The 21,619-nt window shown below is 57.9% G+C and carries 20 protein-coding genes; 11 read left to right on the forward strand and 9 right to left on the reverse strand.

The window, feature by feature from the left end; all coding sequences use genetic code 11:
• The first annotated feature begins 132 nt into the window (after positions 1 to 132).
• Positions 133 to 1,170 carry a hypothetical protein gene (locus Q0X47_RS03780; protein ID WP_297723052.1) on the forward strand — a complete coding sequence of 346 codons (1,038 nt, stop codon included), beginning with the start codon at positions 133 to 135 and terminating at the stop codon, positions 1,168 to 1,170.
• 24 nt (positions 1,171 to 1,194) lie between these two features.
• Here Q0X47_RS03780 and Q0X47_RS03785 read toward each other — a convergent pair whose 3' ends face one another.
• The 3 genes from Q0X47_RS03785 to Q0X47_RS03795 all read right to left on the reverse strand — a co-directional run bounded on the left by Q0X47_RS03785 (position 1,195) and on the right by Q0X47_RS03795 (position 3,359).
• Positions 1,195 to 1,458 carry a DUF4235 domain-containing protein gene (locus tag Q0X47_RS03785; RefSeq protein ID WP_297723054.1) on the reverse strand — a complete coding sequence of 88 codons (264 nt, stop codon included), beginning with the start codon at positions 1,456 to 1,458 and terminating at the stop codon, positions 1,195 to 1,197.
• A 126-nt stretch (positions 1,459 to 1,584) separates the two neighbouring features.
• A complete protein-coding gene (locus tag Q0X47_RS03790) occupies positions 1,585 to 2,916 on the reverse strand; it encodes a DUF4921 family protein (RefSeq protein WP_297723056.1) in 1,332 nt (443 codons plus the stop codon).
• A gap of 35 nt (positions 2,917 to 2,951) precedes the next feature.
• On the reverse strand, positions 2,952 to 3,359 hold the full coding sequence (locus Q0X47_RS03795) for an ACT domain-containing protein (RefSeq protein WP_297723058.1): 408 nt from the start codon (positions 3,357 to 3,359) through the stop codon (positions 2,952 to 2,954).
• Positions 3,360 to 3,558: 199 nt separating this feature from the next.
• On the opposite strand from Q0X47_RS03795, the gene Q0X47_RS03800 reads away from it, so the two are divergent.
• Positions 3,559 to 5,304, forward strand: coding sequence for an ABC transporter ATP-binding protein (locus Q0X47_RS03800; RefSeq protein WP_297723059.1), 1,746 nt, complete (start codon positions 3,559 to 3,561; stop codon positions 5,302 to 5,304).
• Positions 5,304 to 7,160: an ABC transporter ATP-binding protein gene (locus tag Q0X47_RS03805; RefSeq protein ID WP_297723061.1), complete on the forward strand. Its 1,857-nt coding sequence runs from the start codon at positions 5,304 to 5,306 to the stop codon at positions 7,158 to 7,160. Before Q0X47_RS03800 ends, Q0X47_RS03805 begins: the two co-directional genes overlap by 1 nt.
• 52 nt (positions 7,161 to 7,212) lie before the next feature.
• Here Q0X47_RS03805 and Q0X47_RS03810 read toward each other — a convergent pair whose 3' ends face one another.
• The 4 genes from Q0X47_RS03810 to Q0X47_RS03825 all read right to left on the reverse strand — a co-directional run bounded on the left by Q0X47_RS03810 (position 7,213) and on the right by Q0X47_RS03825 (position 9,287).
• Entirely contained in the window at positions 7,213 to 7,890 is a 678-nt protein-coding gene (locus Q0X47_RS03810) for a histidine phosphatase family protein (protein WP_297723063.1), read from the reverse strand.
• 51 nt (positions 7,891 to 7,941) lie between these two features.
• Positions 7,942 to 8,769, reverse strand: coding sequence for an HAD family phosphatase (locus Q0X47_RS03815; RefSeq protein WP_297723065.1), 828 nt, complete (start codon positions 8,767 to 8,769; stop codon positions 7,942 to 7,944).
• Between the two features lie 80 nt (positions 8,770 to 8,849).
• A complete protein-coding gene (locus Q0X47_RS03820; RefSeq protein WP_003792170.1) occupies positions 8,850 to 8,948 on the reverse strand; it encodes a 30S ribosomal protein bS22 in 99 nt (32 codons plus the stop codon).
• A 117-nt stretch (positions 8,949 to 9,065) separates the two neighbouring features.
• Positions 9,066 to 9,287 (reverse strand): helix-turn-helix domain-containing protein, encoded by a 222-nt coding sequence (locus tag Q0X47_RS03825; RefSeq protein ID WP_297723067.1) that lies wholly within the window; start codon positions 9,285 to 9,287, stop codon positions 9,066 to 9,068.
• 315 nt (positions 9,288 to 9,602) lie between these two features.
• Here Q0X47_RS03825 and Q0X47_RS03830 point away from each other — a divergent pair, with 315 nt between their 5' ends.
• Together Q0X47_RS03830 and Q0X47_RS03835 are read left to right on the forward strand one after the other, a co-directional pair.
• Positions 9,603 to 10,973, forward strand: a complete 1,371-nt coding sequence (locus Q0X47_RS03830; protein ID WP_297723069.1) for a TrkH family potassium uptake protein — start codon at positions 9,603 to 9,605, stop codon at positions 10,971 to 10,973.
• A 20-nt stretch (positions 10,974 to 10,993) separates the two neighbouring features.
• Positions 10,994 to 12,169: a DNA mismatch repair protein MutL gene (locus Q0X47_RS03835; protein ID WP_297723071.1), complete on the forward strand. Its 1,176-nt coding sequence runs from the start codon at positions 10,994 to 10,996 to the stop codon at positions 12,167 to 12,169.
• Between the two features lie 7 nt (positions 12,170 to 12,176).
• Here the strand turns inward: Q0X47_RS03835 and Q0X47_RS03840 are convergent, their stop codons facing one another.
• Positions 12,177 to 12,839, reverse strand: coding sequence for a TrkA family potassium uptake protein (locus tag Q0X47_RS03840; RefSeq protein ID WP_282922304.1), 663 nt, complete (start codon positions 12,837 to 12,839; stop codon positions 12,177 to 12,179).
• A 294-nt stretch (positions 12,840 to 13,133) separates the two neighbouring features.
• Here Q0X47_RS03840 and Q0X47_RS03845 point away from each other — a divergent pair, with 294 nt between their 5' ends.
• The 5 genes from Q0X47_RS03845 to Q0X47_RS03865 all read left to right on the forward strand — a co-directional run bounded on the left by Q0X47_RS03845 (position 13,134) and on the right by Q0X47_RS03865 (position 18,122).
• A complete protein-coding gene (locus tag Q0X47_RS03845) occupies positions 13,134 to 13,424 on the forward strand; it encodes a hypothetical protein (protein WP_297723072.1) in 291 nt (96 codons plus the stop codon).
• Positions 13,425 to 13,741: 317 nt separating this feature from the next.
• Positions 13,742 to 15,616, forward strand: a complete 1,875-nt coding sequence (gene dnaK, locus Q0X47_RS03850; protein WP_297723074.1) for a molecular chaperone DnaK — start codon at positions 13,742 to 13,744, stop codon at positions 15,614 to 15,616.
• Positions 15,613 to 16,413: a nucleotide exchange factor GrpE gene (locus Q0X47_RS03855; protein WP_297723076.1), complete on the forward strand. Its 801-nt coding sequence runs from the start codon at positions 15,613 to 15,615 to the stop codon at positions 16,411 to 16,413. Before dnaK ends, Q0X47_RS03855 begins: the two co-directional genes overlap by 4 nt.
• A 33-nt stretch (positions 16,414 to 16,446) precedes the next feature.
• Entirely contained in the window at positions 16,447 to 17,550 is a 1,104-nt protein-coding gene (locus tag Q0X47_RS03860) for a DnaJ C-terminal domain-containing protein (RefSeq protein ID WP_004007966.1), read from the forward strand.
• An 8-nt stretch (positions 17,551 to 17,558) separates the two neighbouring features.
• Positions 17,559 to 18,122, forward strand: a complete 564-nt coding sequence (locus Q0X47_RS03865; RefSeq protein ID WP_297723080.1) for a heat shock protein transcriptional repressor HspR — start codon at positions 17,559 to 17,561, stop codon at positions 18,120 to 18,122.
• A gap of 129 nt (positions 18,123 to 18,251) precedes the next feature.
• On the opposite strand, the gene Q0X47_RS03870 is transcribed toward Q0X47_RS03865, so the two are convergent.
• A complete protein-coding gene (locus Q0X47_RS03870; RefSeq protein ID WP_297723082.1) occupies positions 18,252 to 18,533 on the reverse strand; it encodes an Rv0909 family putative TA system antitoxin in 282 nt (93 codons plus the stop codon).
• A gap of 186 nt (positions 18,534 to 18,719) precedes the next feature.
• Here Q0X47_RS03870 and Q0X47_RS03875 point away from each other — a divergent pair, with 186 nt between their 5' ends.
• The gene (locus Q0X47_RS03875) at positions 18,720 to 21,464 is read left to right on the forward strand and encodes an ATP-dependent Clp protease ATP-binding subunit (protein WP_297723084.1); all 2,745 of its coding nucleotides are present in this window, start codon (positions 18,720 to 18,722) and stop codon (positions 21,462 to 21,464) included.
• Positions 21,465 to 21,619: the final 155 nt, after the last annotated feature.

A 21,619-nucleotide genomic window follows, 5' to 3' on the forward strand; every position in this document is an offset into this window, starting at 1 on the left:
CCGCTTTCTCCCGTCGCGGGCGCGGTGGACAAACGCCGCGAACGCGCTTGCACCCCGCGATCCAGACGTGCCACCCCCGGCAGCGCAGCCTCGGTAACGGCCCCCAGACCAGACTTAGGAAGGAAGAAAATCATGTTGTCACCGGCCAATCGCCACGATTCTCTGGATTTGCACGCCGCCGAGCCTTTTCACCTGCTGGCGGTCGCCGACGACGTGCAGCCCGAAGAAATCGACATTCTGGCCGGGCAAATCTGGACCGGGTGTTCTCGCCTGGGGCCGGGGCTTTTAGAGCTTGAGAAAGAGGCGTATCTGACCGGTCCTTGGGATTTGACGCCGGAGGCGATTGTGGGATTGGGGCTGCCCAGCCGCCTGAAGTTCGCGTATTTGGCGGGGGTTCCTGCTTTGCGCGGGAAACCGGTGCCGCAGTGGCTGCAGGACCGCGACCCCTTGTGGGACGCGTTTCGAGAAGGTGGCCCAGAAGGGTTGGAACTCGAAGTTTTGCAAGGGCTGCGGCGCATGGCGCGGCGTTTGGCTGGCGCCTTGCGGTTCTCGACCGGGCCCATCATCGTGCCGGATCCGGATTCCGCGGTGAGCTTGCGGGTCTTGTCTGAAATTTGGTTGGAGCCCGCGGCCTGCCTCCAGGTGGTGCAGCGAGCCTTGCCTATCGCGACCCTGCTGATGGGAAACGAAACCGAACAGACACAGCGCAGCTCGGGACCTAAAACACCTCAACTGACCACCCCCGAGGAGCGCGCCAACTATGACCCCGACGGCTTGCGCTCCCGCATCCAATCCGGAGTCAGCCCGGACGAGCGCGCGTGGCTACACGCGGAAGCGGAAGCCTACGACGAGGCTGCCATGTCCATGCCCATGATGGTCGACGCTTACGCCATCGCTGCTGACGTGACCCAAAAATCAGCTGTTCACGTGGTTGTGCAGGGGGAAACCGCTATCCCTCCGGCCTTGGGACACGCCGAAGATGGCTGCGTGAGCTACGCCATTTCCTGGATAGCCCCGGAAATCACCATCACTGAGGAAAGTAAACTGAAACGCGCAATGCGCTTGGACCGGCTGACCGTCATTGATGCCATAGAAGCCGTGGCCAGGGAGCTGGCCGAAGCGACTCACGGGGTCGTCATTGACCAGGACGATTTTGTCGTTTCCCTCTGAGTCCGAACCCGAACTTTGGCGCCCCTAGACGCGTTCGATGCCGGCTTCGCTGTGCTTGTTTATCCACCACTGACTGGCGGTACGCACGGTAAAACGCCTGATAATGGCTAACAAAACCCCGGAAAGAACCGCGAAAACGATGGCTTGAGCCAACCCGACCTCGATGTCGTCCTCCTTGGGAGGATTGGCTCCGGTGGCGATCCTCCATCCCAGCCTGACGATGTTGTCGCTGACCAGACCGGCCGCGGCCACAGCCGCCACATTCACAACTTTTTGTCCGATGTCCACGTTTTCTCCTTAAATCCTTGTCAGGTTTACGCCAAACAACAGCGTCCCCTCCATGTTATCGGGTCAGGCCTCGGTTCGGTCGAGAGTACCGCCGCGGGTTTTGCCGATGCGCTCGCGCGGGGCGAGCTATTCCCCCAGGGGATTTTTTGGCAGACGATATTCGTTGCCCAGCCGCAGCGAGGGTGCGATGAGGCCTTGTTCGCGTTTTTTCTCAAGCAGCGTCACCATTTCGTCACGCAGCGTCCACGGGTCGACCGAGTTGAGGTAAATCCGGGTGGAACCTTCAAAGCCTGCCAAGGTCGAGGTGCGTTGCTTTAAGAGGATGCGGAACCTCAGCGGGACATCGAGGTCAACAGGTCGGTGGTACCACTCCTCATTGGTGGGTACCGCGGGACCTACCGCACAGTGCAGCGCGTGCAACACGTCAGAAATCCCATCGACCTCTTCACGCGAGTATTCCCACGGCAGCAGCGCCGGTCCCAGCGGCCAGACCGCGATGGTCTGATAGCGGTGACCGAAGTCGGCGAACCCTACCGCGTAGTCGTTGCCCAGAATCATCATTTGCCGGTGACCCACATAGTGCAGGATTTGGCGGTAAATCGCCGGGTTTGCTGCCACCCGCGCCGCTTCGGCTTCAATCTGAACCCCGTATTCATCCACCGCCACCAGCTGTTTATGCAGGTGGTCGAATGAAGCTCCGGCCGGTTTCAACCAATTTTGGAAAGCGGTGACGTATTTCACGGCAGGATTCAAGTTGTACAAATCTTTCAGGGCGGCGATGGTGTAGCCGATGTAGGCACGGTGTTCCGCAACACTCAAGGTCCCGGCTGAAGCGTTTTGATCCGTCCGGGTCGCCCCGTCCACGTAGTGGCGCCGTGCCACGATAACGTCGTGTCCCCCCGCAAACAGGCCGTTGGCGTATTGCAGTAGGGCATCATCGGGAATAGTTTCCAGGTGGTCCTCACCGGAAGCCTCCAGGCGCATTTTCACCACGTGCAAAACGTGGTCATACCCCGCGGCAGAAGCCAGGTAGTCAGCCATGCGCCGATTCTGGGCCTCGGTGGGGTAGTGGTTGTGGTTTTCGTGCCAGTAGTCGTAGGAAACAATCTCAAAAAGGTTGGGAATCCGCCGAAACTCTGCCACCATGTCGTGCATGGAGGCGGCGGGTAGGCCTTCAATGATGTGGAACTTGGAGTCCACGCCTTTGACCAATCGGGATTTTTCCGGCGGGGTGTCGAAGTATCGGTCCGTGCAAAAGGCGCAGGTGTTGGTGAACTCGGAAGGAAGCAGCAGTCGTGGCCGGTCGAGCAGAACGCGCCGGTGGGAGTGGGGACGGTTCCCGCGGCCCGTCACCGTCCACACTTGGGTCCCGGTCAGGGGATTGCGCTGTTTGATGGTTCCGTCTGCCATCCGATCCATCGGGTCAGGATTCAGCAGGAGAGGGTTTCTATCCTTCATTCTGAACAGTATTCCTTTGGGGTTGACGCCCGGGCTTACATATTGAGCCAGGCTTTGGCTTGGCCGGACACATCTTCGAGTACGGCTTTAGCCTCGGCCGCCAGTTTTGACGGCACAAAAATATGGGTGTGATAGATACCTGAAAAAATGTTTGCCGGAATGGAACGGGAGGACAGTACTTGGGCAATCCCCGAGTTTAACCCCACCACGTCCAAAGATCCCGGCGCTGACAGGGTAATAATCGTGTAGGGGTCCGCAGTGCTGAGACCGGCGCGGGCGGCTTCTTCCAAAGTCACCCCGATAGTGATGCCTTCCGGTTCGCGAATCAACGCGACCGGCTCCACGTCGGGTGGTAGCTCGGTGACGCTGGCGAACACGTACTCCACCCCAATCCGGGGGTCAATCTGGGCCAGCATTTGTTCGTATGTGGCGTTCTCGCTCATAAAATCCTATTCAATCGTTTCTCGGGGGTCTTCCCCGGTGACGTGACCTTTTCATTCTAACCGTCCGGAGGTGCTCTTGCCCGAAGCCTCGGGAAATGTACGCCAGTTTCAGCGAAAAAGCGAAGTTATGCGTCCCCTGAGAATTTGTGCCAAACTGACTACTGGTTTTTAAAATATTTAACTAATCTCGGAGGTCCTGATGCTGTTTAAGCTGTGGCGAGAGCATATGCCGCGGCGTTGGGCCTTCCTGGTAATAGTGATTATTGCCCAGGTGGTGCAATGTTTAGCCAGCCTGTGGTTGCCGACTTTGAACGCGGACATCATCAACGACGGCATCGTGGGCGAAAACCTCGCCCTGATCTGGAAACTTGGCGGCATCATGCTGGTCGCGACCGTCATTCAGACCCTCGGGATGGTCGTCTCGGCGTATTTCAGCGGTCGAATTGCCATGTGGATTGGTCGCGATGTGCGCCAAAAGGTCTATGACCAGGTATTGACTTTCAGCTCGTCCCAAATGCACCGCTTCGGTTCCGCCTCGCTGATTACCCGTGCCACCAACGACATCAACCAGGTGCAAGGCGTGATTCTGATGACTTTCATCATCATGATTCAAGCCCCCATAATGGGCGTGGGCGCGGTCATCATGGCGGTGTCTCTAGACGCCCCGCTGTCCCTGCTGTTCCTGGTGGCGGTGCCGGTGCTGCTGGTCGTGGTGGGCATCTTGATGCACTTCATGTCGCCTTTGTTCAAAGTTCAGCAGGAACGTATCGACGCGGTAGCGGCGCGTATCCGCGAGGCGCTTTCCGGGGTGCGTATCGTGCGGGCTTTTGGCCGCAAAACGTTCATGAACGAACGTTTTGATACCGCTAATCGGGATCTGCGTGATGTCGCTTTGCGCCTGGGTAACCTGTTCGCGCTGATGATTCCCGCGGTACAGCTCATCGTGATGCTCTCCTCGATAGGGGTGATCTGGTTCGGGGCGGGCCGCTACTCTTCGGGTCAAATGGAAATCGGGGATATTGTCGCTTTCCTGACCTACCTGATGCAGCTGCTCGGAGCGGTCATGATGGCTTCGTTCATGTTCGTGATGGTGCCTCGTGCCGAGGTGTGTGCCAAACGTTTGACTGAAGTCATCTCGACCCCTCCCGAAATCAGCACGCCCCGCACTCCTGCGGCTTTCCCCGCAGAGCCGTTTACCTTAGCTTTCGAGGGAGTTTCGGTGGGTTTTGCGGGTGCCAGCCGGTCTTTGCTGCAGGACCTGAACTTCCGTATCGAGCCGGGCCAGAGCACCGCCATCATCGGCTCCACCGGCAGCGGCAAAACCTCCCTTTTGCGCCTGATGATGCGGTCCTTGGACCCTACCGCCGGACAGATCACGGTCAACGGAGTGGACTTGCGAGACCTCGACCTGCACCAGTGGCACCGCCACATCGCTTACGTTCCCCAAAACAGTTACCTGTTCTCGGGCACTATTGCCTCCACTGTTTCCGGTTTGGAGCCGACGCAAATCACGGATGAGGTACGTGAGAAGGTCTGGGTGGCGTTGCGTCGGGCACAAGCGGGGGACTTTGTGTCTGCCTTGGACGGCGGCTTGGACGCTGAGGTTAGTGCCGGGGGCAAGAATTTTTCCGGTGGGCAGCGTCAGCGGCTTTCGGTGGCACGAGCCCTGTTCCGGTGCTCTGCGCTGGTGTTTCTCGATGATCCGTTCTCGGCTCTGGATTTTGCTACCGAAGCGAGGCTGCGTGGCGAGCTCAAAAGTTTGGAGGGGCCGGTCAGCCTGATTTTTGTGGCGCAGCGTATCGCTTCGGTGCGCCACGCGGATCAAATCATCGTGTTGGATGAGGGTCGGATGGTGGGTCTGGGAACCCATGAGCAGCTGTCGGCTGACTGCGAAGCCTACCAAGAAATCGTGGAGTCCCAGCTGTCCTTGGAGGAGGTGCCATAATGCCTCCAAATCAGAGACGCTCTGTTCGGCGGGGCCCGCACGGGGCACCCAACCCGCACGATAAGCCCCGCAACGCCCGCGCGGCTTGGAAGCGGCTATTCGTTGAGCTCAAGCCTTTCCTGGGATTAATCGGGCTGGAATTCTTCATGATTCTGGCGGGAACCATCTCGATGAGCCTGGTTCCCGCAATTCTCGGTTTCGCCACGGATAACATTCTGGCCGGAAAAATGGACCGGCTGGTACAAAACCTTTTGGTGGCGTTGAGCCTCAGTGTGGTCGCCGCAATCTTGGGCTACCTGGGGCAACGTATCAACCGACTGGTGGTGCAGCGTTTGGGCTATCGGCTGCGAAACGCCGCCAACGATAAAGTCAACCGGCTGTCCGTGTCTTACCTGGAGTCTCACGACCGGGGTGACCTGGTGTCTCGCACCACTAACGATGTCGATAACATCACCCAGACCCTGCAGCAGGTTCTGGGGCGAGCCCTGGACTCGCTCATTTCCATTGTGGCGGTCACGGTGATGATGTTCGTGATTTCCCCGTGGCTAGCGTTGCTGACCCTGCTGATTTTGCCCATCGTCGGGGCGGGAGCCGGATTCATCATGAAAAAGTCCCAGCCCTACTTTAAGCAACAATGGGACCAAACCGGGGTGGTCTCGACCCTGGTCGAGGAATCCTTCTCCGGGCAACAAATCCTCACCTTGCACGGTTTGGCACCGACCTATTCCCAACGCTTCGCGGGGGAAAATGAGACGTTCACCCAAGCCAGTTTCAAAGCCCAGTTCATCTCCATGCTGATGCAGCCAATGCTGATATTGGTGTCTAATCTGTCCTTTGTTTTGGTTGCGGTAATCGGTGCCTGGTTTGTGCTGTCCGGCATGATGACCATCGGGGGAGTCCAGGCGTTTATCCAATATTCACGCAACTTTTCTATGCCGCTAGCCGCGGTCATGCAAATTTTGAACCTGATGCAAAGCGCACTGGCCAGCGCCGAGCGCCTGTTCGGATTCATTGACGAAACCGATTCCGAAATCGAAACCGACCGGGTGGCCCCGCTCATCTGCGGGCCCGACCCCGCTTCTGACCGGGACGAGGGGACAGCCGACTGTGGCGCGGCGCTACAGGACGGTCGCATCGTGTTCGACAACGTGACGTTCTCTTACGTGGCCGGCAAACCCGTCATCCGAGACCTGAACCTGACCGTAGAAAAGGGCCAATCCATCGCTATCGTGGGTCCCACCGGAGCGGGCAAAACCACCCTAGTGAACCTGTTGGAACGCTACGTTGACCCTGATAGCGGCACCATCACCCTGGGCGGTCTCGACATCCGTCGAATTCCGATTGAGCGGCTGCGGGCCGAAATCGGCATGGTGGCGCAAGACCCGTGGCTCATTGACGACACGATTCGCGCCAACATTGCTTTCGGCCAGCCCGCGCCCGACCCGACCGCGGTGCAACTGGCAGCGACTCAATCCGGACTGGACTCCCTGGTGAAAGCCCTGCCGGCTGGGTACGACACGTTGATTGACAACGATTCCACGGCACTGTCAGCTGGGGAAAAACAGCTCCTCACCATAGCGCGGGCGTTTTACGCCGACCGGTCTATCCTGATTCTGGACGAGGCGACTTCCGCGGTTGATACCCGCACTGAACTGCAGCTGGCCAAGGCGATGTCGCGGCTGGGCCGCGGCAAGACGACTTTCACCATCGCGCATCGGCTCTCCACGATTCGCGGCGCGGACATTATCCTGGTCATTGACGAGGGACGCCTGGTGGAATCTGGCAATCATGAACAATTGCTGGCCCAACGCGGCGCATACTACCAGCTGTATCACAGCCAGTTTAAGCAAGCGTGAGCGGTGCGACCCCGCGGGGACCCGCACTTCAGAAATCGCGCAATTTCACGAATCAGCGACCGGTATTAACCGCGGCACTGGAACTGCCCGGCGTCACGTCACGGGACTGAGCCACCAGTGATTCCGCTGGTGAGGCATAGTCCAAGCCAATCAAGGTGGCGTTATCGAAATAAAACGAGGTCACGGAGGCCAGGGCACACTCGCGTTTCCGCGGATCGTGAACTAAGGATTTTCCCTCCACAAAACGCCGCAGAGTCCAAATCGGCAACTGGTGGGAAACGACCAGCGATTCCCGGCCCGGGGGAGTCAGGGCTCTCGCGTGAGCGACCGCGCGAAACATGCGTTGGGCGATATCCCGGTAGTGTTCCCCCCAGGACGGCAGCCAGGGTGCCACATACAGCGGCCAGTATCGCGGGTGGGCCAAGGTCAGCGAGGAACGGTGAATCTTTTGCCCGCGCAGCTTGTTGCCCGCCTCGGTCAGACGCGAATCGGTGAAAACGGGCAGCTGGAAAATTTCGGCCGCGGGGGCGGCGCTTTCCCGCGCGCGCTGCAGCGGGGAGGACATAATCATGGCAATATCGCGGTTTTCCTCTGCCAGCCAGCGAGCCGTCAGCGCCGTCATTTCCCGGCCCCGCTCGGTCAGCCCAAAGCCGTCAAGCCGTTCGTACAGCACCCCTTCGGGATTATCGACTTCGCCGTGGCGCATCAGGTGGACGGTGGTCAGAGCCATGGTTCCTCACTTTTCAGGGTTGACGGTCAGCGGTTATCGGGTTTTGGGCAGCTATCGGCGCCAAGGAAACAGGAAATGCAATGCCCGCCCCAAGGCGCGCAAAATCCGGCGAATCACGTATCTCCAGAGAACCCGCAGGGTCCACAGGAAACCTATCGTGATGGCGGGCAGGTAGCGGCTGCGCACCTTGATGGCAATATCCAGGCGGCGGTGCGCGAAATCATAAACCGGCCAGTGCCGACGTTTGGCAATCCGGCGTAACTTCGGTTCAGGATTGACCACGCGGGGGTGTCCGACCAGGTTAAAGAGTTTTTCGTCGGACATGGAGTCGGAATAGGCATAGCACTGTTTCAGGTCATAGTCGTGTTCCCAAGACAGTTCCAGTACCGCTTTGGCTTTCATGGTGCCGTGCATCAGAGACTGCGGCATCTTTCCGGTGTAGCGTCCCCACTCATCGACTTCCACTACCGTGCCCAAAGCCCCGGTCAGGCCCAAGCGGTGCGCCATAGATTGGGCGATTTCTCGGGGGGTGGCGGAAACCAGCCAGACATCGTGCCCGGCATCGAGGTGCTTTTGGATAATGTCCAAGGCTCCTGGAAAAAGCCGTTCCTGCAGGAAACGGTCGTAGAGTTCCTCGCCGACCAGTACCAAATCCGATTCCAGTTTGCCTTCGATAATCTGCAGGGACCGTTTTTTCACCTGCTCGACGCGGTGGATGTTTTCCCCGAAAATGACATAAAGTAAGGCCTGGCGAGCCGCAAACACAAAAAAATCCAGCCCGAAGTAGCCGCGGGAGTATAAGTCCCGGGCCAGGTACCAGGTCGAGGCGCCGCGAATCAAGGTGCCGTCGACATCAAAAAAAGCTGCGATTTTCGCCACGAATCAATCTTACTGAAGTGTTGATGAGACGCCCAGAAAAACGTGCGCGGGCCCGGAGTAAAATCCGAGCCCGCCGACGTCTACTTCTTGTTACGACGCTGATGACGCGTCTTACGAAGCAACTTGCGGTGCTTCTTTTTCGCCATCCGCTTGCGACGCTTCTTAATAACGGAACCCACGCCGACCTCCTAAAATAACTGCTGCCGCCTGTCGCGCAGCAAATAACCCCACAAGTTTACCTTTTTCAGACACCCTAGCCAAAACGAAAGAGCCCAGACTCGCGGTGACGTCACAAACTATTGCGCGACAGCTTCGTCCTCGTTGCCAACCATCCAGTTTTCCAGGTTTGACGCGGAAAGCTCTTCGACCGCCTTCAACGGCACCCGAAACGAACGCTTGACACGAACGGCGGGAAGGTCGCCAGCATGAACCATGCGATAAACAGTCATCTTTGAGACCCTCAACAAATCCGCAACTTCCGCTACGGTGAGGAACCGTGGTGCCTGGTTCTGAGTCATTCCCGTCATCCTAAAATTACCTAGACGCGTTACTGGAGCCACTTTAGTCCCACACTTAACACGCGTTACATACAAAAATATAGCGGCAATTTGCCTAAAAGTGTTAGTTCTCAGCTCACAATTTTCTCTAAACCCAGGAATTTCCTCGAAATTACTCATTTTTGAGGGGCTACTATTCCGGTTTTACTCTGCCAGAGGGTAACGTTGTAACCGAGTTTTCCTCACGTGGATTCCGTCAGGACTCCACCGGGGCAGCGAAAGCTCCGCCAGAAAACCAGCCGGAAAATCTCTGTCGGGAAAAAGGAACGGGCGAACTTGAAGTTTTTTGCGAACCTGCGCGAGAAAAGCGGGAAGTGGTTTGATGATCTCGCCCGCCGCGCCCCCGCTCGCCTGACTCTGGCGGTGTTCCTCTCCATCATCGCCATCCACACCGCTATCCTGTGCTTGCCGATTTCCACCCGCGATCCGAGTCACGCCCGCTTCGTCGACGCGCTGTTTACCAGTACTTCAGCAGTGTGTGTGACCGGTTTGACCGTGGTACCTTCCGACACCTACTGGTCGCCGTTTGGGCTGGTGGTCATCATGCTCGGCGTAGAAATCGGGGGACTCGGGGTCATGACCCTAGCCTCTATGCTGTCCCTGGCTGTTTCGCGCCACATTGGCTTGACCGCCCGCATCCTGGCTGCGGGGGAAAAGAAATCCTCTCTCGGGGAAGTCGGTTCGCTGGGGAAAATGGCTCTCTTGGTGTCGGTTTCGGTTGAATCGGTCATTGCCCTGATGCTTTTTCCCGAGTTCATCCGGCAAGACTACGGTGTCGGCATGTCGGCCTGGTATGCGGTATTCATGGCGGTCAGCGTGTTCAACAACGCCGGCTTCGTCATAGTGCCGGGCGGGGTGGAACAGTTCGTCTCCGACTTCGGCATCATCGGCCCGATGTGTCTGGGGGTTTTCATCGGTGCCATTGGTTTCCCGGTTTCCTTGGACCTAGCCCGCAACTGGCGGCGGCCAAAACACTTGAGTTTGCACTCGAAACTGACCGTCACCACCTACCTGGCACTGTCCGTGGTTGGCGGCGGAATCACCGCGGCTATCGAGTGGAACAATCCGCGAACTATGGGAGCCCTGGACCTGCCGGGTAAATTCCTGGCGGCTTTGCTGGGCGCGTTCAACGCGAGGTCACTAGGGATTTCCACGGTTGATGTGGGTTCGATGCACGAGGCGACCTGGTTCGTTTCTTCCATCATGATGTTTATCGGTGGTGGCTCGGCTTCCACCGCCGGGGGTATCAAGGTCACGACTTTCGCGGTAATGGTTCTGGCGATTTTGGCCGAGGTGCGCGGCAATCGTGACATCGAGGCGTTCGGGAGGCGTATTGGTCCCTCCACGGTGCGTCTGGCAGTGGCGGTTGTCGCCATGAGTTCCCTGGTCATAGGCTTGTCTACCGCCATTCTGATGCTGATAACCGACCTGCCGTTATCGAAAGCCCTGTTCGAAGTCAACAGTGCGTTCGGTACCGTCGGTCTGTCCACCGGCATCACCGGTTCCTTGCCGGATTCAGGGAAAATTTTGCTCTCCCTGCTGATGTTTACCGGCCGGGTGGGTTCCATGACTTTCGGAGCCGCCCTCGCCATGCGTAACCGCCGTCGGGTGATACGGTTTCCCGAAGAGGCCCCCAGTATTGGATAGGACATAGCGAGAATTCAACGATGGCAGTAACGAATTGGGCGTTCCCTAACCTGGAGGCGAAGCCGGGGGCGTGGCGCCGATACTGGGTGGTGCTGGTGGCTTTTCCCAATCTGTACCGGGAAATTTTCGCGGGTTCGACCCTGGAATCGTTCTGTTTGGGAATGGCAGACGACCCTCTGCACCGCAAACTGCTTGACTCCTATATGCGGGCGCGGGCGCGCAAGGAAAAGCACGCCCTCAAGGCGCTGCAAAACGGCACTGATGTGCGCGACATTCCCGGTGCCGACAGAGCGATTCAAGTGTTTAAAGCCCGGTTCGATGAGCTCAGTCAGGAAAATGCTCAGGGTCTTTCCGAGCAACAGCTTCCCCTGTTGGTGGAGCGGCTTTCCTCGGCTGTGTGTGACTACACTTTTTGTGAGGATATGCAGCCGCGGATTGCGGATCGGGTCATCGGTCCCAGTGGCCGAAATATCGCGGATGCCCTAGCCCAGCAGTGGCTGGAGTTTCCCCTGTTAAAGTACCTCAAGCAGCGTTTTCATCCGCGGGCGCATCATCTGCGGTTTGATTCTTTGGATGCCGTGACGCTGCGCCAGCCCTCCGACCCCAGCGCTGTGCAGCGCCCTTCCGGGCAGCTACCGCGCTACGGGGCGCCTCACGGGGGAACGAATCCCCACACTTTCCCCTTTGTGACGAGTTTCATCGGTCCGGTTCCTCCCATCCCCGATCCGACTTCCGGCTTGCACTTCCCACAAGCGCCGTTGCTCCAGTTCGCCTGTACGCGCGACCTGTTTGACCCGGTGTGGGCAGCCAGTCCGGAACAGGCGCGTGAGATTCCGTTCCACTTTGATCAGATTCCGCCCCTCAGCTTTAACCGTGTCTATCAAGTGAATACTCTGGAAAACTGGCGTGAGCTGGTCAGGCGCTATCCGCTGGAGTTCACCAACCTGGAAGTGCGCCAGGAGTTCCAACGCTTGAGCGGCAAAGACGCGGTGTTTCTGGGGGTCGATTGGGAGCGGGTTCGCCAGGACTACGACGTGGTGTTTTTCGGGTTCGCGGCGGTTTTGGACTGCGCCGACGTGGGCGTAGACATCGAGGCGAGTGAGTTAGGTGAGCTGGCGCAATCGTGTGCAGGGGCACGCCTCACCGCGGTCATGTATCGGGTGGTGCCCGGTTCGACCTATTGGTTGAACCTCTAAAGTTCCCCTAGGGACGGTTCGCGAAATCTTCGAGCAGTTTTCCGTCGCCCGACACGATAATCAGGTCGTTGGCTGCCACTACGGTGTCCGGCCCGGCGTATTCAAAGTGCTGTCCAGGCGAGATTACACCCAGGATATTGACCCCGTAGCGGCGGCGCACATCGGATTCCAGCAGGGTAAATCCTTGGATCTCTGCCGGCGGGCGCATCTTAACAATCGAGAACCCTTCCCGATCCATCTCTACGTAGTCCAGCATCCTGCCGTCAACCAGGTGCGCGGTACGCCGTCCAGCATCAAATTCGGGGTAAATGACATGGTGGGCGCCGATACGACGCAGGATTTTGCCCTGTTCGCGGCTGATGGCTTTGGCCCAGATTTGCTCCATCCCCAAATCGACTAAGTTGGCGGTAATCAGCACCGACGCTTCCAGAGCGCCGACCCCCACCACGGTGGACGAAAAATCTTTGGCACCCAGCTGTTCCATCGCGTCCAGGCGGGTCGCGTCCGCTTCCACTACGGGAAAGAGCGGGGAAAACCGCTCGACTTGCGCCGGGTCGCTTTCGACCGCCAGAATTTCGCGGTCCAGTGAATTCAGCGTCATCGCCACCGCGGACCCGAAACGGCCCAAGCCGATTACCAATGTTCCCGAGGACTTTTCCTTTTCAGCCACCCTCAAAGTTTACCTGTTTCATGCCTTCCAGTTGGCTTTCTGGCTGGATTGTGGCGGTTTCGAGGGATTTTTGACATCGCGCGGCAGTGGCGGGGAATCACCCCGAAACAATCATTTGTCCTGACAAAGTCCCCCTTTTGAACATTGATTGCCTGCTCAAACCCCCTTTGGTCAGAAAAATCCGTAAAGAACCTAATGAAGTCCAAAACCGGCCGATAGTTACGGTTGTCACCAAGGTCATCGGCAACGGTGTCTTGGAGTCAGAGACTATGACGATCCAAGGATGGGATGAAAATGAGCGAGCAACTTAGCGGGACAGACAAGCTGCAGACACCTCAGATGTTTGCGGTGGCTGTGGCCTCCACGGCTGGCCGCAGCGCCTACGATAACGTTCCTGTTTTCCCCAAGGTTGTCGCTCCCAGCAACGTGAATCGGGCGGATGGCGACGCGCGGGCTTTCAAGTCTGGCACGCTGGCTGACGCGGTAAACAAGCTGGTAGGTCGTCCCTCCTTCAACGTTCCCGCTTCGGGAATCGTGGGGATTCTCAGTTCCCGCACGGTGGCTAACCAGGGCTTTGCCGCCTAGTTTGCGGGGTTTGGACAACATTCTTTTTTCTTCATGATGTTCTCCTTTGGGGCAAGGCGTCCGGAGTTTTTCCGGGCGCTTTGCCCTTTCTGGATTTGAGTTCACAAGGGCGTTTCATCGTTTTTCGTTTCGGCCTGCGTTTTGCGGGAATAAAACCACCCTTTCAGAAGTTGAGTTAGATAGACTCAAGTTCTACAGTTTCGGGTAGACAAGGAAAATCACCTGAGCTAAACTTGAGTCGTTAGAACTCAAGATTCCTATTCTTGGGTTTGAAATGTAAAGAATACGAACACACAACGAAAAAGGGGAGAAACACAATGGCAAAAGCAGTAGGCATCGACTTGGGAACCACAAACTCGGCTCTGGCCGTTTTGGAAGGTGGTGAACCCACGATTATCGCCAACGCAGAAGGGATGCGCACCACGCCTTCCGTGGTGGCGTTCTCAAAGACGGGCGAAGTCCTGGTGGGAGAGGTCGCCAAGCGTCAGGCGGTCACGAACGTAGACCGCACTATATCTTCGGTGAAGCGTCACATGGGCACCGACTGGAAGGTCGCCATCGACGACAAGGAATACACTCCGCAGGAAATCTCGGCTCGTATCTTGGGCAAACTCAAGCAGGACGCCGAAGCCTACCTGGGTGAAAGCGTGGATTCCGCGGTCATCACCGTTCCGGCATACTTCAATGACTCTCAGCGCACCGCGACCCAGGAAGCTGGCCAGATTGCAGGCTTAAAGGTGCTGCGTATCATCAACGAACCGACCGCCGCAGCGCTGGCTTACGGTCTGGAAAAGGGCAAGGAGGACGAACTAATCCTGGTATTCGACCTGGGCGGCGGCACTTTCGATGTGTCCCTGCTGGAGGTCGGCAAGGACGACGACGGTTTTTCCACCATTCAGGTGCGCGCCACCAACGGCGATAACAAACTGGGTGGCGACGACTGGGATCAGCGCATCGTCGACTGGTTGGTTGACCAGGTTAAGACCAAGGACGGCGTGGATTTGTCCAAGGATAAAATCGCGTTGCAGCGTCTGCGTGACGCTGCTGAGCAGGCCAAGAAAGAACTGTCCAGCGCGATGAGCACGAATATTAACCTGCAGTACCTGTCTATGAGCGAAAACGGCCCGATTCACCTAGACGAAAAACTCACGCGAGCCAAGTTTGAGGAAATGACGGAAGACCTGCTCAATCGTTGCAAGACTCCGTTTAACGCGGTCATCAAAGACGCCGGCATTAAGCTCAGCGAAATCGACCACGTGGTGATGGTTGGCGGATCCACCCGGATGCCTGCCGTAACCGAGCTGGTCAAGGAGCTGACCGGGGGGCGTGAGCCGAATAAGGGCGTGAACCCCGACGAGGTCGTGGCGGTGGGAGCCGCTCTCCAGGCGGGCGTGATTGAAGGTGACCGCAAGGACGTCCTGCTCATCGACGTGACCCCCTTGAGCTTGGGTATCGAAACCAAGGGCGGCATTATGACCCCGCTGATTGAGCGCAACACGGCTATTCCGACCAAGCACTCCGAGGTCTTTTCGACCGCCGAGGACAATCAGCCTTCCGTGCTGATTCAGGTCTACCAAGGGGAACGTCAGTTCGCTCGCGACAACAAGCCGCTGGGCACTTTCGAACTGACCGGAATCGCTCCTGCGCCACGCGGACTGCCGCAAATCGAAGTCACTTTTGACATCGACGCTAACGGTATCGTGCACGTTTCGGCAAAGGACCGCGGCACTGGTCAGGAGCAGTCCATGACCATCACCGGCGGATCTTCCCTTCCGAAGGACGAAATTGACCGCATGATTAAGGAAGCCGAGGCGCACTCTGCGGAAGACAAGCAGCGTCGTGACGAAGCTGAGGTGCGTAATGGTGCTGAACAGGCCGTTTACCGTATCGAGAAACTACTGAAGGACAACGCTGAAAAGCTGCCTGAGGACGTGGTGGCTCCGGTGAAGGAATCTTTGGAACACCTTAAGAAGGCCAACGAAGGTGAAGACATCGAAGCTATCAAGACGGCGATGAGCGAACTGGAGGAAAAGGCCCAAGCCATTGGACAGGCTCTGTACGCCCACGCGCAGGAAAACGAGTCGGCGCCGGCGGACGGTGCTGCTGCGGAACCCAACACCGCCTCCACCGATGATGACGACGTTATCGACGCCGAAGTCATTGATGAAGACGATGAGGGTGATAACAAGTGAGCGAGGACAAACTCAGTCAAGAGGCCCGCAAGGCGTACGCCGAAGCTCAGAAAGAATTCGATGAAGCCGCTGCTCATGAAGCCGAAAAGGCCAGCGCGGCACAGAATTCCGCAGAGACCGAGGTCAAAGCCAAGTCTGGCTCCAAGAACGGCAAAAATGCCGACTCCGCGGCGGAGCATTCCTCACACAGCCATGTTTCCCCCGGTGACTCTGCTGGTCACGAAAACGGGGGCGCGGCTCAGGCGGGTGGACAGCCCGCCGCGGATGAAGCGGATGAGCTGACCGGCGAGTTGGCTCATGCCCAAGAGGACCGTATCGCGACGCTAAACCAAGACCTCGATCGCGCCAAGGATGACTTGGCGCGGGCGCGGGCGGATTTGTATAACCTCCAACAGGAGTACAGCAACTACGCCAAACGCACCAAGGCGGAAATCCCCCAGCAGCAAGAAGCGGGGGTCGCCTCGGTGGTTGATGCCCTGATGGGAGTGTTGGACGACATTGATTTGGCTCGTCAGCACGGAGACTTGGAGGGTCCGTTTGGCGCGGTGGCTACCAAATTGGAGTCCACTTTGCAGACGCGGTTTAAAGTCAAGCGTTACGGAAAGGTCGGCGACACCTTCGATCCGAATCTGCACCAGGCCATTCAAATGGCTCCGGGTGCAGATGACGGTGGCGAACATATCATCGACGCGGTGGCGCAGCCGGGCTACCTGATGGGAGAACGGGTTCTGCGCGCTGCCATGGTGGTGGTGGGAGTTGAGAAAAGTCCCTCTGCCGACCAAACTTCAGAGGCATGAATCGTGAATCAAGAAATGGAAAGGGGGTAAGCGATGGGCACCAATGATTGGATTGATAAGGATTATTACGCCGTCCTGGGAGTCTCAAAGGACGTGACGGATAAAGACCTGAAAAAGGCCTATCGCAAGTTAGCGCGTCAGTATCACCCGGACCAGAATCCCGGCGATAAAGCGGCTGAGGAAAAGTTTAAAGAGATTGGCGAGGCTTACTCGGTTCTCTCCGATTCCGAACAGCGTCAGAAGTACGATGCCTTGCGAGCGATGGTCTCTGGCGGTCCTCGGTTTCAGGCTGGGGGGTCCCGCCACGGTTCTGCCTCCGATTTTGAGGACGTGTTTTCGGCAATGTTCTCTGGCGGTTACGGCGCTGGTGGTAGCACTTACGGTGGTGCCGGTCCGGATTTGAGCGACATCCTCAACACTTTTACCCGCTATGCGGATAGTGCGGATGGAGCTGGTCCGGGTGCATCTTACGCCGGATTTGGACCAGGCTTTTCGGGTCGTTTTCCGGGAGGAGCCCGACCCACGGCTGACCCAGGTTACGGTGCCGGAGCATCCACCGCGGGGGCGCGCAAGTTCGCGTTCCGTGCCCAAGACGGTGCTGACCTCACGGCTTCCACGAAACTGACCTTTAAACAGGCGTATAACGGCGCCACCATTCGGCTCAAGCTGCACGGTGAAGTCATTAGCGTGCGGATTCCTCCGGGGGTTCGGGACGGGCAAAAGATTCGCCTGAAGGGTAAGGGTAAGCCAGGCATAAACGGTGGCGAACCGGGCAACCTGGTGGTGACCTGCAGTGTTTCTCCGCACCCCTTCCTGCAGTTGGATGGGAAGGATTTGCTGTTCACTCTGCCCATTACTTTTGCGGAAGCCGTCAACGGGGCACTTATTGAAGTACCGCTGCCGGATGGTTCGACCGTGAAAGTTAATGTACCGAGCGGTACACAATCTGGTGAGGAGATTCGGATTCCCGGATACGGCTTGCACACCAAGAAAGGACGCGGGAACTTGCGCTTAACCGTGCAGGTAGCCGTCCCGCAGAAGCTCTCGCGGGCTGCCAAGAAAGCCGTTGATGATTTCGCGGCGGCAACCAGCAGCGCTAATCCGCGCGCCGAGTTAGATCGGAAGGTTGCGCTTTAGGAGATGTCATGAGCCTAATCGATGAGATGAATGCGGCCCTGGCGCTGTTGTGTTCCAACAATCGGCGGCTGGTGGAGACCATTCTGACCAAAGAATTCGGAGGGGCTCACGGCACTGCCGGGCTCAGCGAGGTCGAAGCCCAACAGGTGTGGGTGAAGCCCCGGTTTCGGGTATCTCAGGCCGCCGAAATGATGAGCATCCACCCCCAGACCCTGCGTCAATATGATCGGCTGGGTCTGGTGGTGCCGCGACGCACCGGTGGGGGTGGACGGCGCTATTCGCTGCGGGATTTGGCGCGACTACACCAGGTTCAGAGTTTGTCCCAGGGAGAGGGCGTGAACTTAGAGGGCATTCGGCGCATCATGGATTTGCAGCGCCGCGTGGATGAACTCGAAGCAGAAAACGCGGCGCTCTCCCTGGCGGCAAACCGGCAAAATCGGGTCTTTGCCGCCTCCTCCAGCGGTGAAGTTACGAAACTTAATCGCGGGCAGCGACCCGAAAAGACACAATCAATAGGCTTCCCCCTTGGGGCATCTTCTCAGTCGAGCGCCCTGGTGGTGTGGGGTCAATAGGGTGTGGGGGTGAATGGTGTTGCTTGGTGGGCCCACACTTTCGGTTAAATACCGCGGGGACGCCGGTATTCCCAGCGTCCCCCGGAAAAATCCGCTTAATCAGGGATTACGAAGCCATCATTCGATGTCTTACTTGCCGCCCAGCTTGTCGTCAGCGGCATCGCGGGCAGCGTCAATCTTGTCCGCGAACTTGCCGCCGGTCACCTTATTGGCAGCGCCGGCAACGTCGTCCAAAATCTTGTCGGTCTTGTCCTCGGAAGTCACCGCGTCCTTGGCGGAGTCCACCGCGTCTTTGGCCTTATCGCCCAAATCCTTGGCGGCGTCCTTGGTCTTATCGCCCAAATCCTTGGCAGCATCCTTGGCCTTTTCGCCCAAGTCCTTAGCTTTACCAGCCAAATCTTCCAAACCCATGAAAACTCCTTCGTACTCGAAAATTGAAATTGGTAATTCTTTTCTATCAGACTTCACCGCACCGCGGAGGGGAATTAACCAAATTATGCAGAGAGTGAAAACCCAGATTTTACTTATCTATCGCGGAATGCGCCGCCCGTAAATACTGTTTATTTAAGTGCCGAAAGGCGAAAGGGAATGATAATTATGGACCAAAAATTTACGACCAAGTCTCAGGAGGCTCTGGCAACGGCGTTGCGCACCGCAGGGGCGGCTGGCAATGCCATGCTGGAACCGATACACCTGTTGTCTGCGTTACTGGAGGACCGCGAGGGGATTGCTTTCGAGGTCCTCCGCAGCGTGGCTGATGCCGACGCTATCGGTCGGGAAGCGCGCCGTGAACTTGCGTCTTTGCCGGGAGCAACCGGCGAATCCGTGGCGGAGCCCCAGCCCTCCCAGGCCATGTTGAAGGTCATCAGTACGGCTGGCGCGAAAGCCGAGGAGCGGGGCGACGAGTACGTTTCTACCGAACACTTGCTGTTGGGGTTGGCTGACAACGAAGGCAAAGCCGGCAAGATTCTGCGCGACGCGGGAGCGAGCGACAAAAAGCTGCGCCAAGCCATTGAAAAGGTTCGTGGAGACACCAAAGTGACTTCCCCGAATCCTGAAGCCACGTTTAAAGCGCTGGAAAAATACGGTGACGACCTGACTCAGCGGGCGATGGACGGCAAACTTGACCCGGTCATTGGGCGTGACGCCGAAATTCGGCGCGTTATCCAGGTACTGAGTCGGCGCACTAAGAACAACCCGGTGCTCATCGGGGAACCCGGCGTGGGCAAAACCGCTGTGGTGGAAGGCCTAGCGCAGCGTATCGTGGCGGGAGACGTGCCGGATTCCTTGAAGCACAAGCACCTCATCGCCCTCGATTTGGCGGCGATGGTGGCGGGCGCGCAATACCGCGGCCAGTTTGAGGAACGCCTTAAGGCGGTGTTGGAGGAAATCAAGAACGCCGAGGGTGAAGTGGTGACTTTTATTGACGAGCTTCACACCGTGGTCGGGGCGGGAGCCAGCGGAGGGTCGATGGACGCCTCGAATATGCTGAAACCCATGTTGGCGCGCGGCGAGTTGCGCTTGGTGGGGGCCACAACTTTGGACGAATACCGCGAACATATCGAAAAGGATCCGGCTTTGGAACGCCGGTTCCAAACCGTGTTCGTGGGTGAGCCCAGCGTGGAGGACACCGTCGCGATTTTGCGCGGCATTGCCCCGAAGTATGAGGCCCATCACAAGGTGACTATCTCGGACGGGGCTTTGGTGGCGGCAGCGCAACTCTCCAATCGCTATATTTCTGGGCGTCAGCTGCCCGATAAGGCTATCGACTTGATTGACGAGGCAGCTTCTCGGCTGCGGATGGAACTGGATTCCTCTCCAGAGGAAATCGATTCTCTGCGCCGCGAAGTCGAGCGGGTCAATATGGAGCTGTCCTATCTGAACGCCTCCGACCCGGATCGCTCCGATCCGGCGACCGAGGGGCGGGTGGCTCAGTTGCAGGCCAGCCTGGACGAAAAGCAGGCTCATCTGGACCGTCTGAACCGGCGGTGGGAAGCCGAAAAGGCCGGTCATAACCGGGTCGGCGAACTGCGCGTGAAGTTGGACGAACTGAATACGGCTTTGGAACAAGCTATGCGTGAGGGCCGTTGGGAGGACGCGGGACGTCTGCAAAATGGCGAAATTCCAGCGATTCAAGCCCAGATCGCGGCCGCGGAAGGCGACTCGGCGAGCGAGGGCTCGGCGGGGCAATCGTCTGCAGCTTCCGCAGATTCTGGAACGGACAGTACAAAATCGGGTTCTGTTGGCGTCAGCGAGGCCGAGGACGGTCCTATGATTGCCGAGAAAGTCGATGCTGCTGAAATCGCGGAAGTGGTCTCCGCTTGGACCGGAATTCCGGTCGGCAAGCTGCTCCAGGGAGAATCCGAAAAGCTGTTGCATATGGAGGAATACCTGGGACAGCGTCTCATCGGGCAAAAGGCCGCGGTGAGGGCGGTGGCGAACGCGGTGCGCCGGGCGCGCGCCGGCGTGTCTGATCCGAATCGTCCCACGGGTTCTTTCCTGTTCCTCGGCCCCACCGGTGTGGGCAAGACCGAGCTGGCTAAGGCTCTGGCCGAGTTCCTGTTTGACGACGAAAAGGCTTTGACCCGCATTGATATGAGTGAATACGGTGAGAAGCATTCGGTCGCACGCCTGATTGGAGCCCCTCCGGGCTATGTCGGTTACGAGGAAGGTGGCCAACTGACCGAAGCCGTGCGGCGGCGTCCCTACGGGGTGGTGCTGCTCGATGAGGTCGAAAAGGCACACCCGGATGTGTACGACATTTTGCTGCAGGTCTTGGACGACGGCCGTTTGACTGACGGCCAGGGCCGCACGGTCGATTTCCGAAACGTAATCCTGGTGCTGACCTCGAATCTGGGGTCCCAGTTCCTGATTGACCGCGCGGCCGACCCCGCTGAGGCGCACCGCCAAGTCTTGGACTTGGTGCGTGCCGCCTTCAAGCCGGAGTTCCTCAACCGTCTGGACGAAACCATCATGTTTGAGTCTCTGTCTACCGAGGATCTGGAACAGATTGTTGACATTCAGATTCACCAGCTGACCACGCGCTTGGCGGAAACGCAGCTGACCCTCGAAGTCACCGAGGCCGCGCGTTCCTGGCTGGCGGTCACCGGCTATGACCCGACTTACGGAGCGCGCCCGCTACGCCGCCTCATACAGCGTGAAATCGGCGACCAGCTGGCTGAAAAGCTGCTGGCTGGCGACATCACACCTGGTTCGACGGTGGTCGTGGATATGCCTGACTTCAGTCCTACTGATCTAATAAAATCTGGGGACCTGAGCGAATTGACAGGACCAATGTCAGATCAGTATCGGCTGGAGTTGCGGGTGAAAAACCCCCAATAATTCCATAAATTACCTGTTCAAGGCGGTACGGAAGCGTTTTCGTGCCGCCTTGACGTGTTTTTTCCCAAAGAAGGCGTCTCAAAATGTGGAAGTTTACCGAGTGGTAAGTTACGATTGAGTGTGTGTTCCCTGGTGTTTTGCTGGGAATAGCTCTT

Source organism: uncultured Mobiluncus sp. (assembly GCF_947254095.1).
Lineage (GTDB): Bacteria > Actinomycetota > Actinomycetes > Actinomycetales > Actinomycetaceae > Mobiluncus.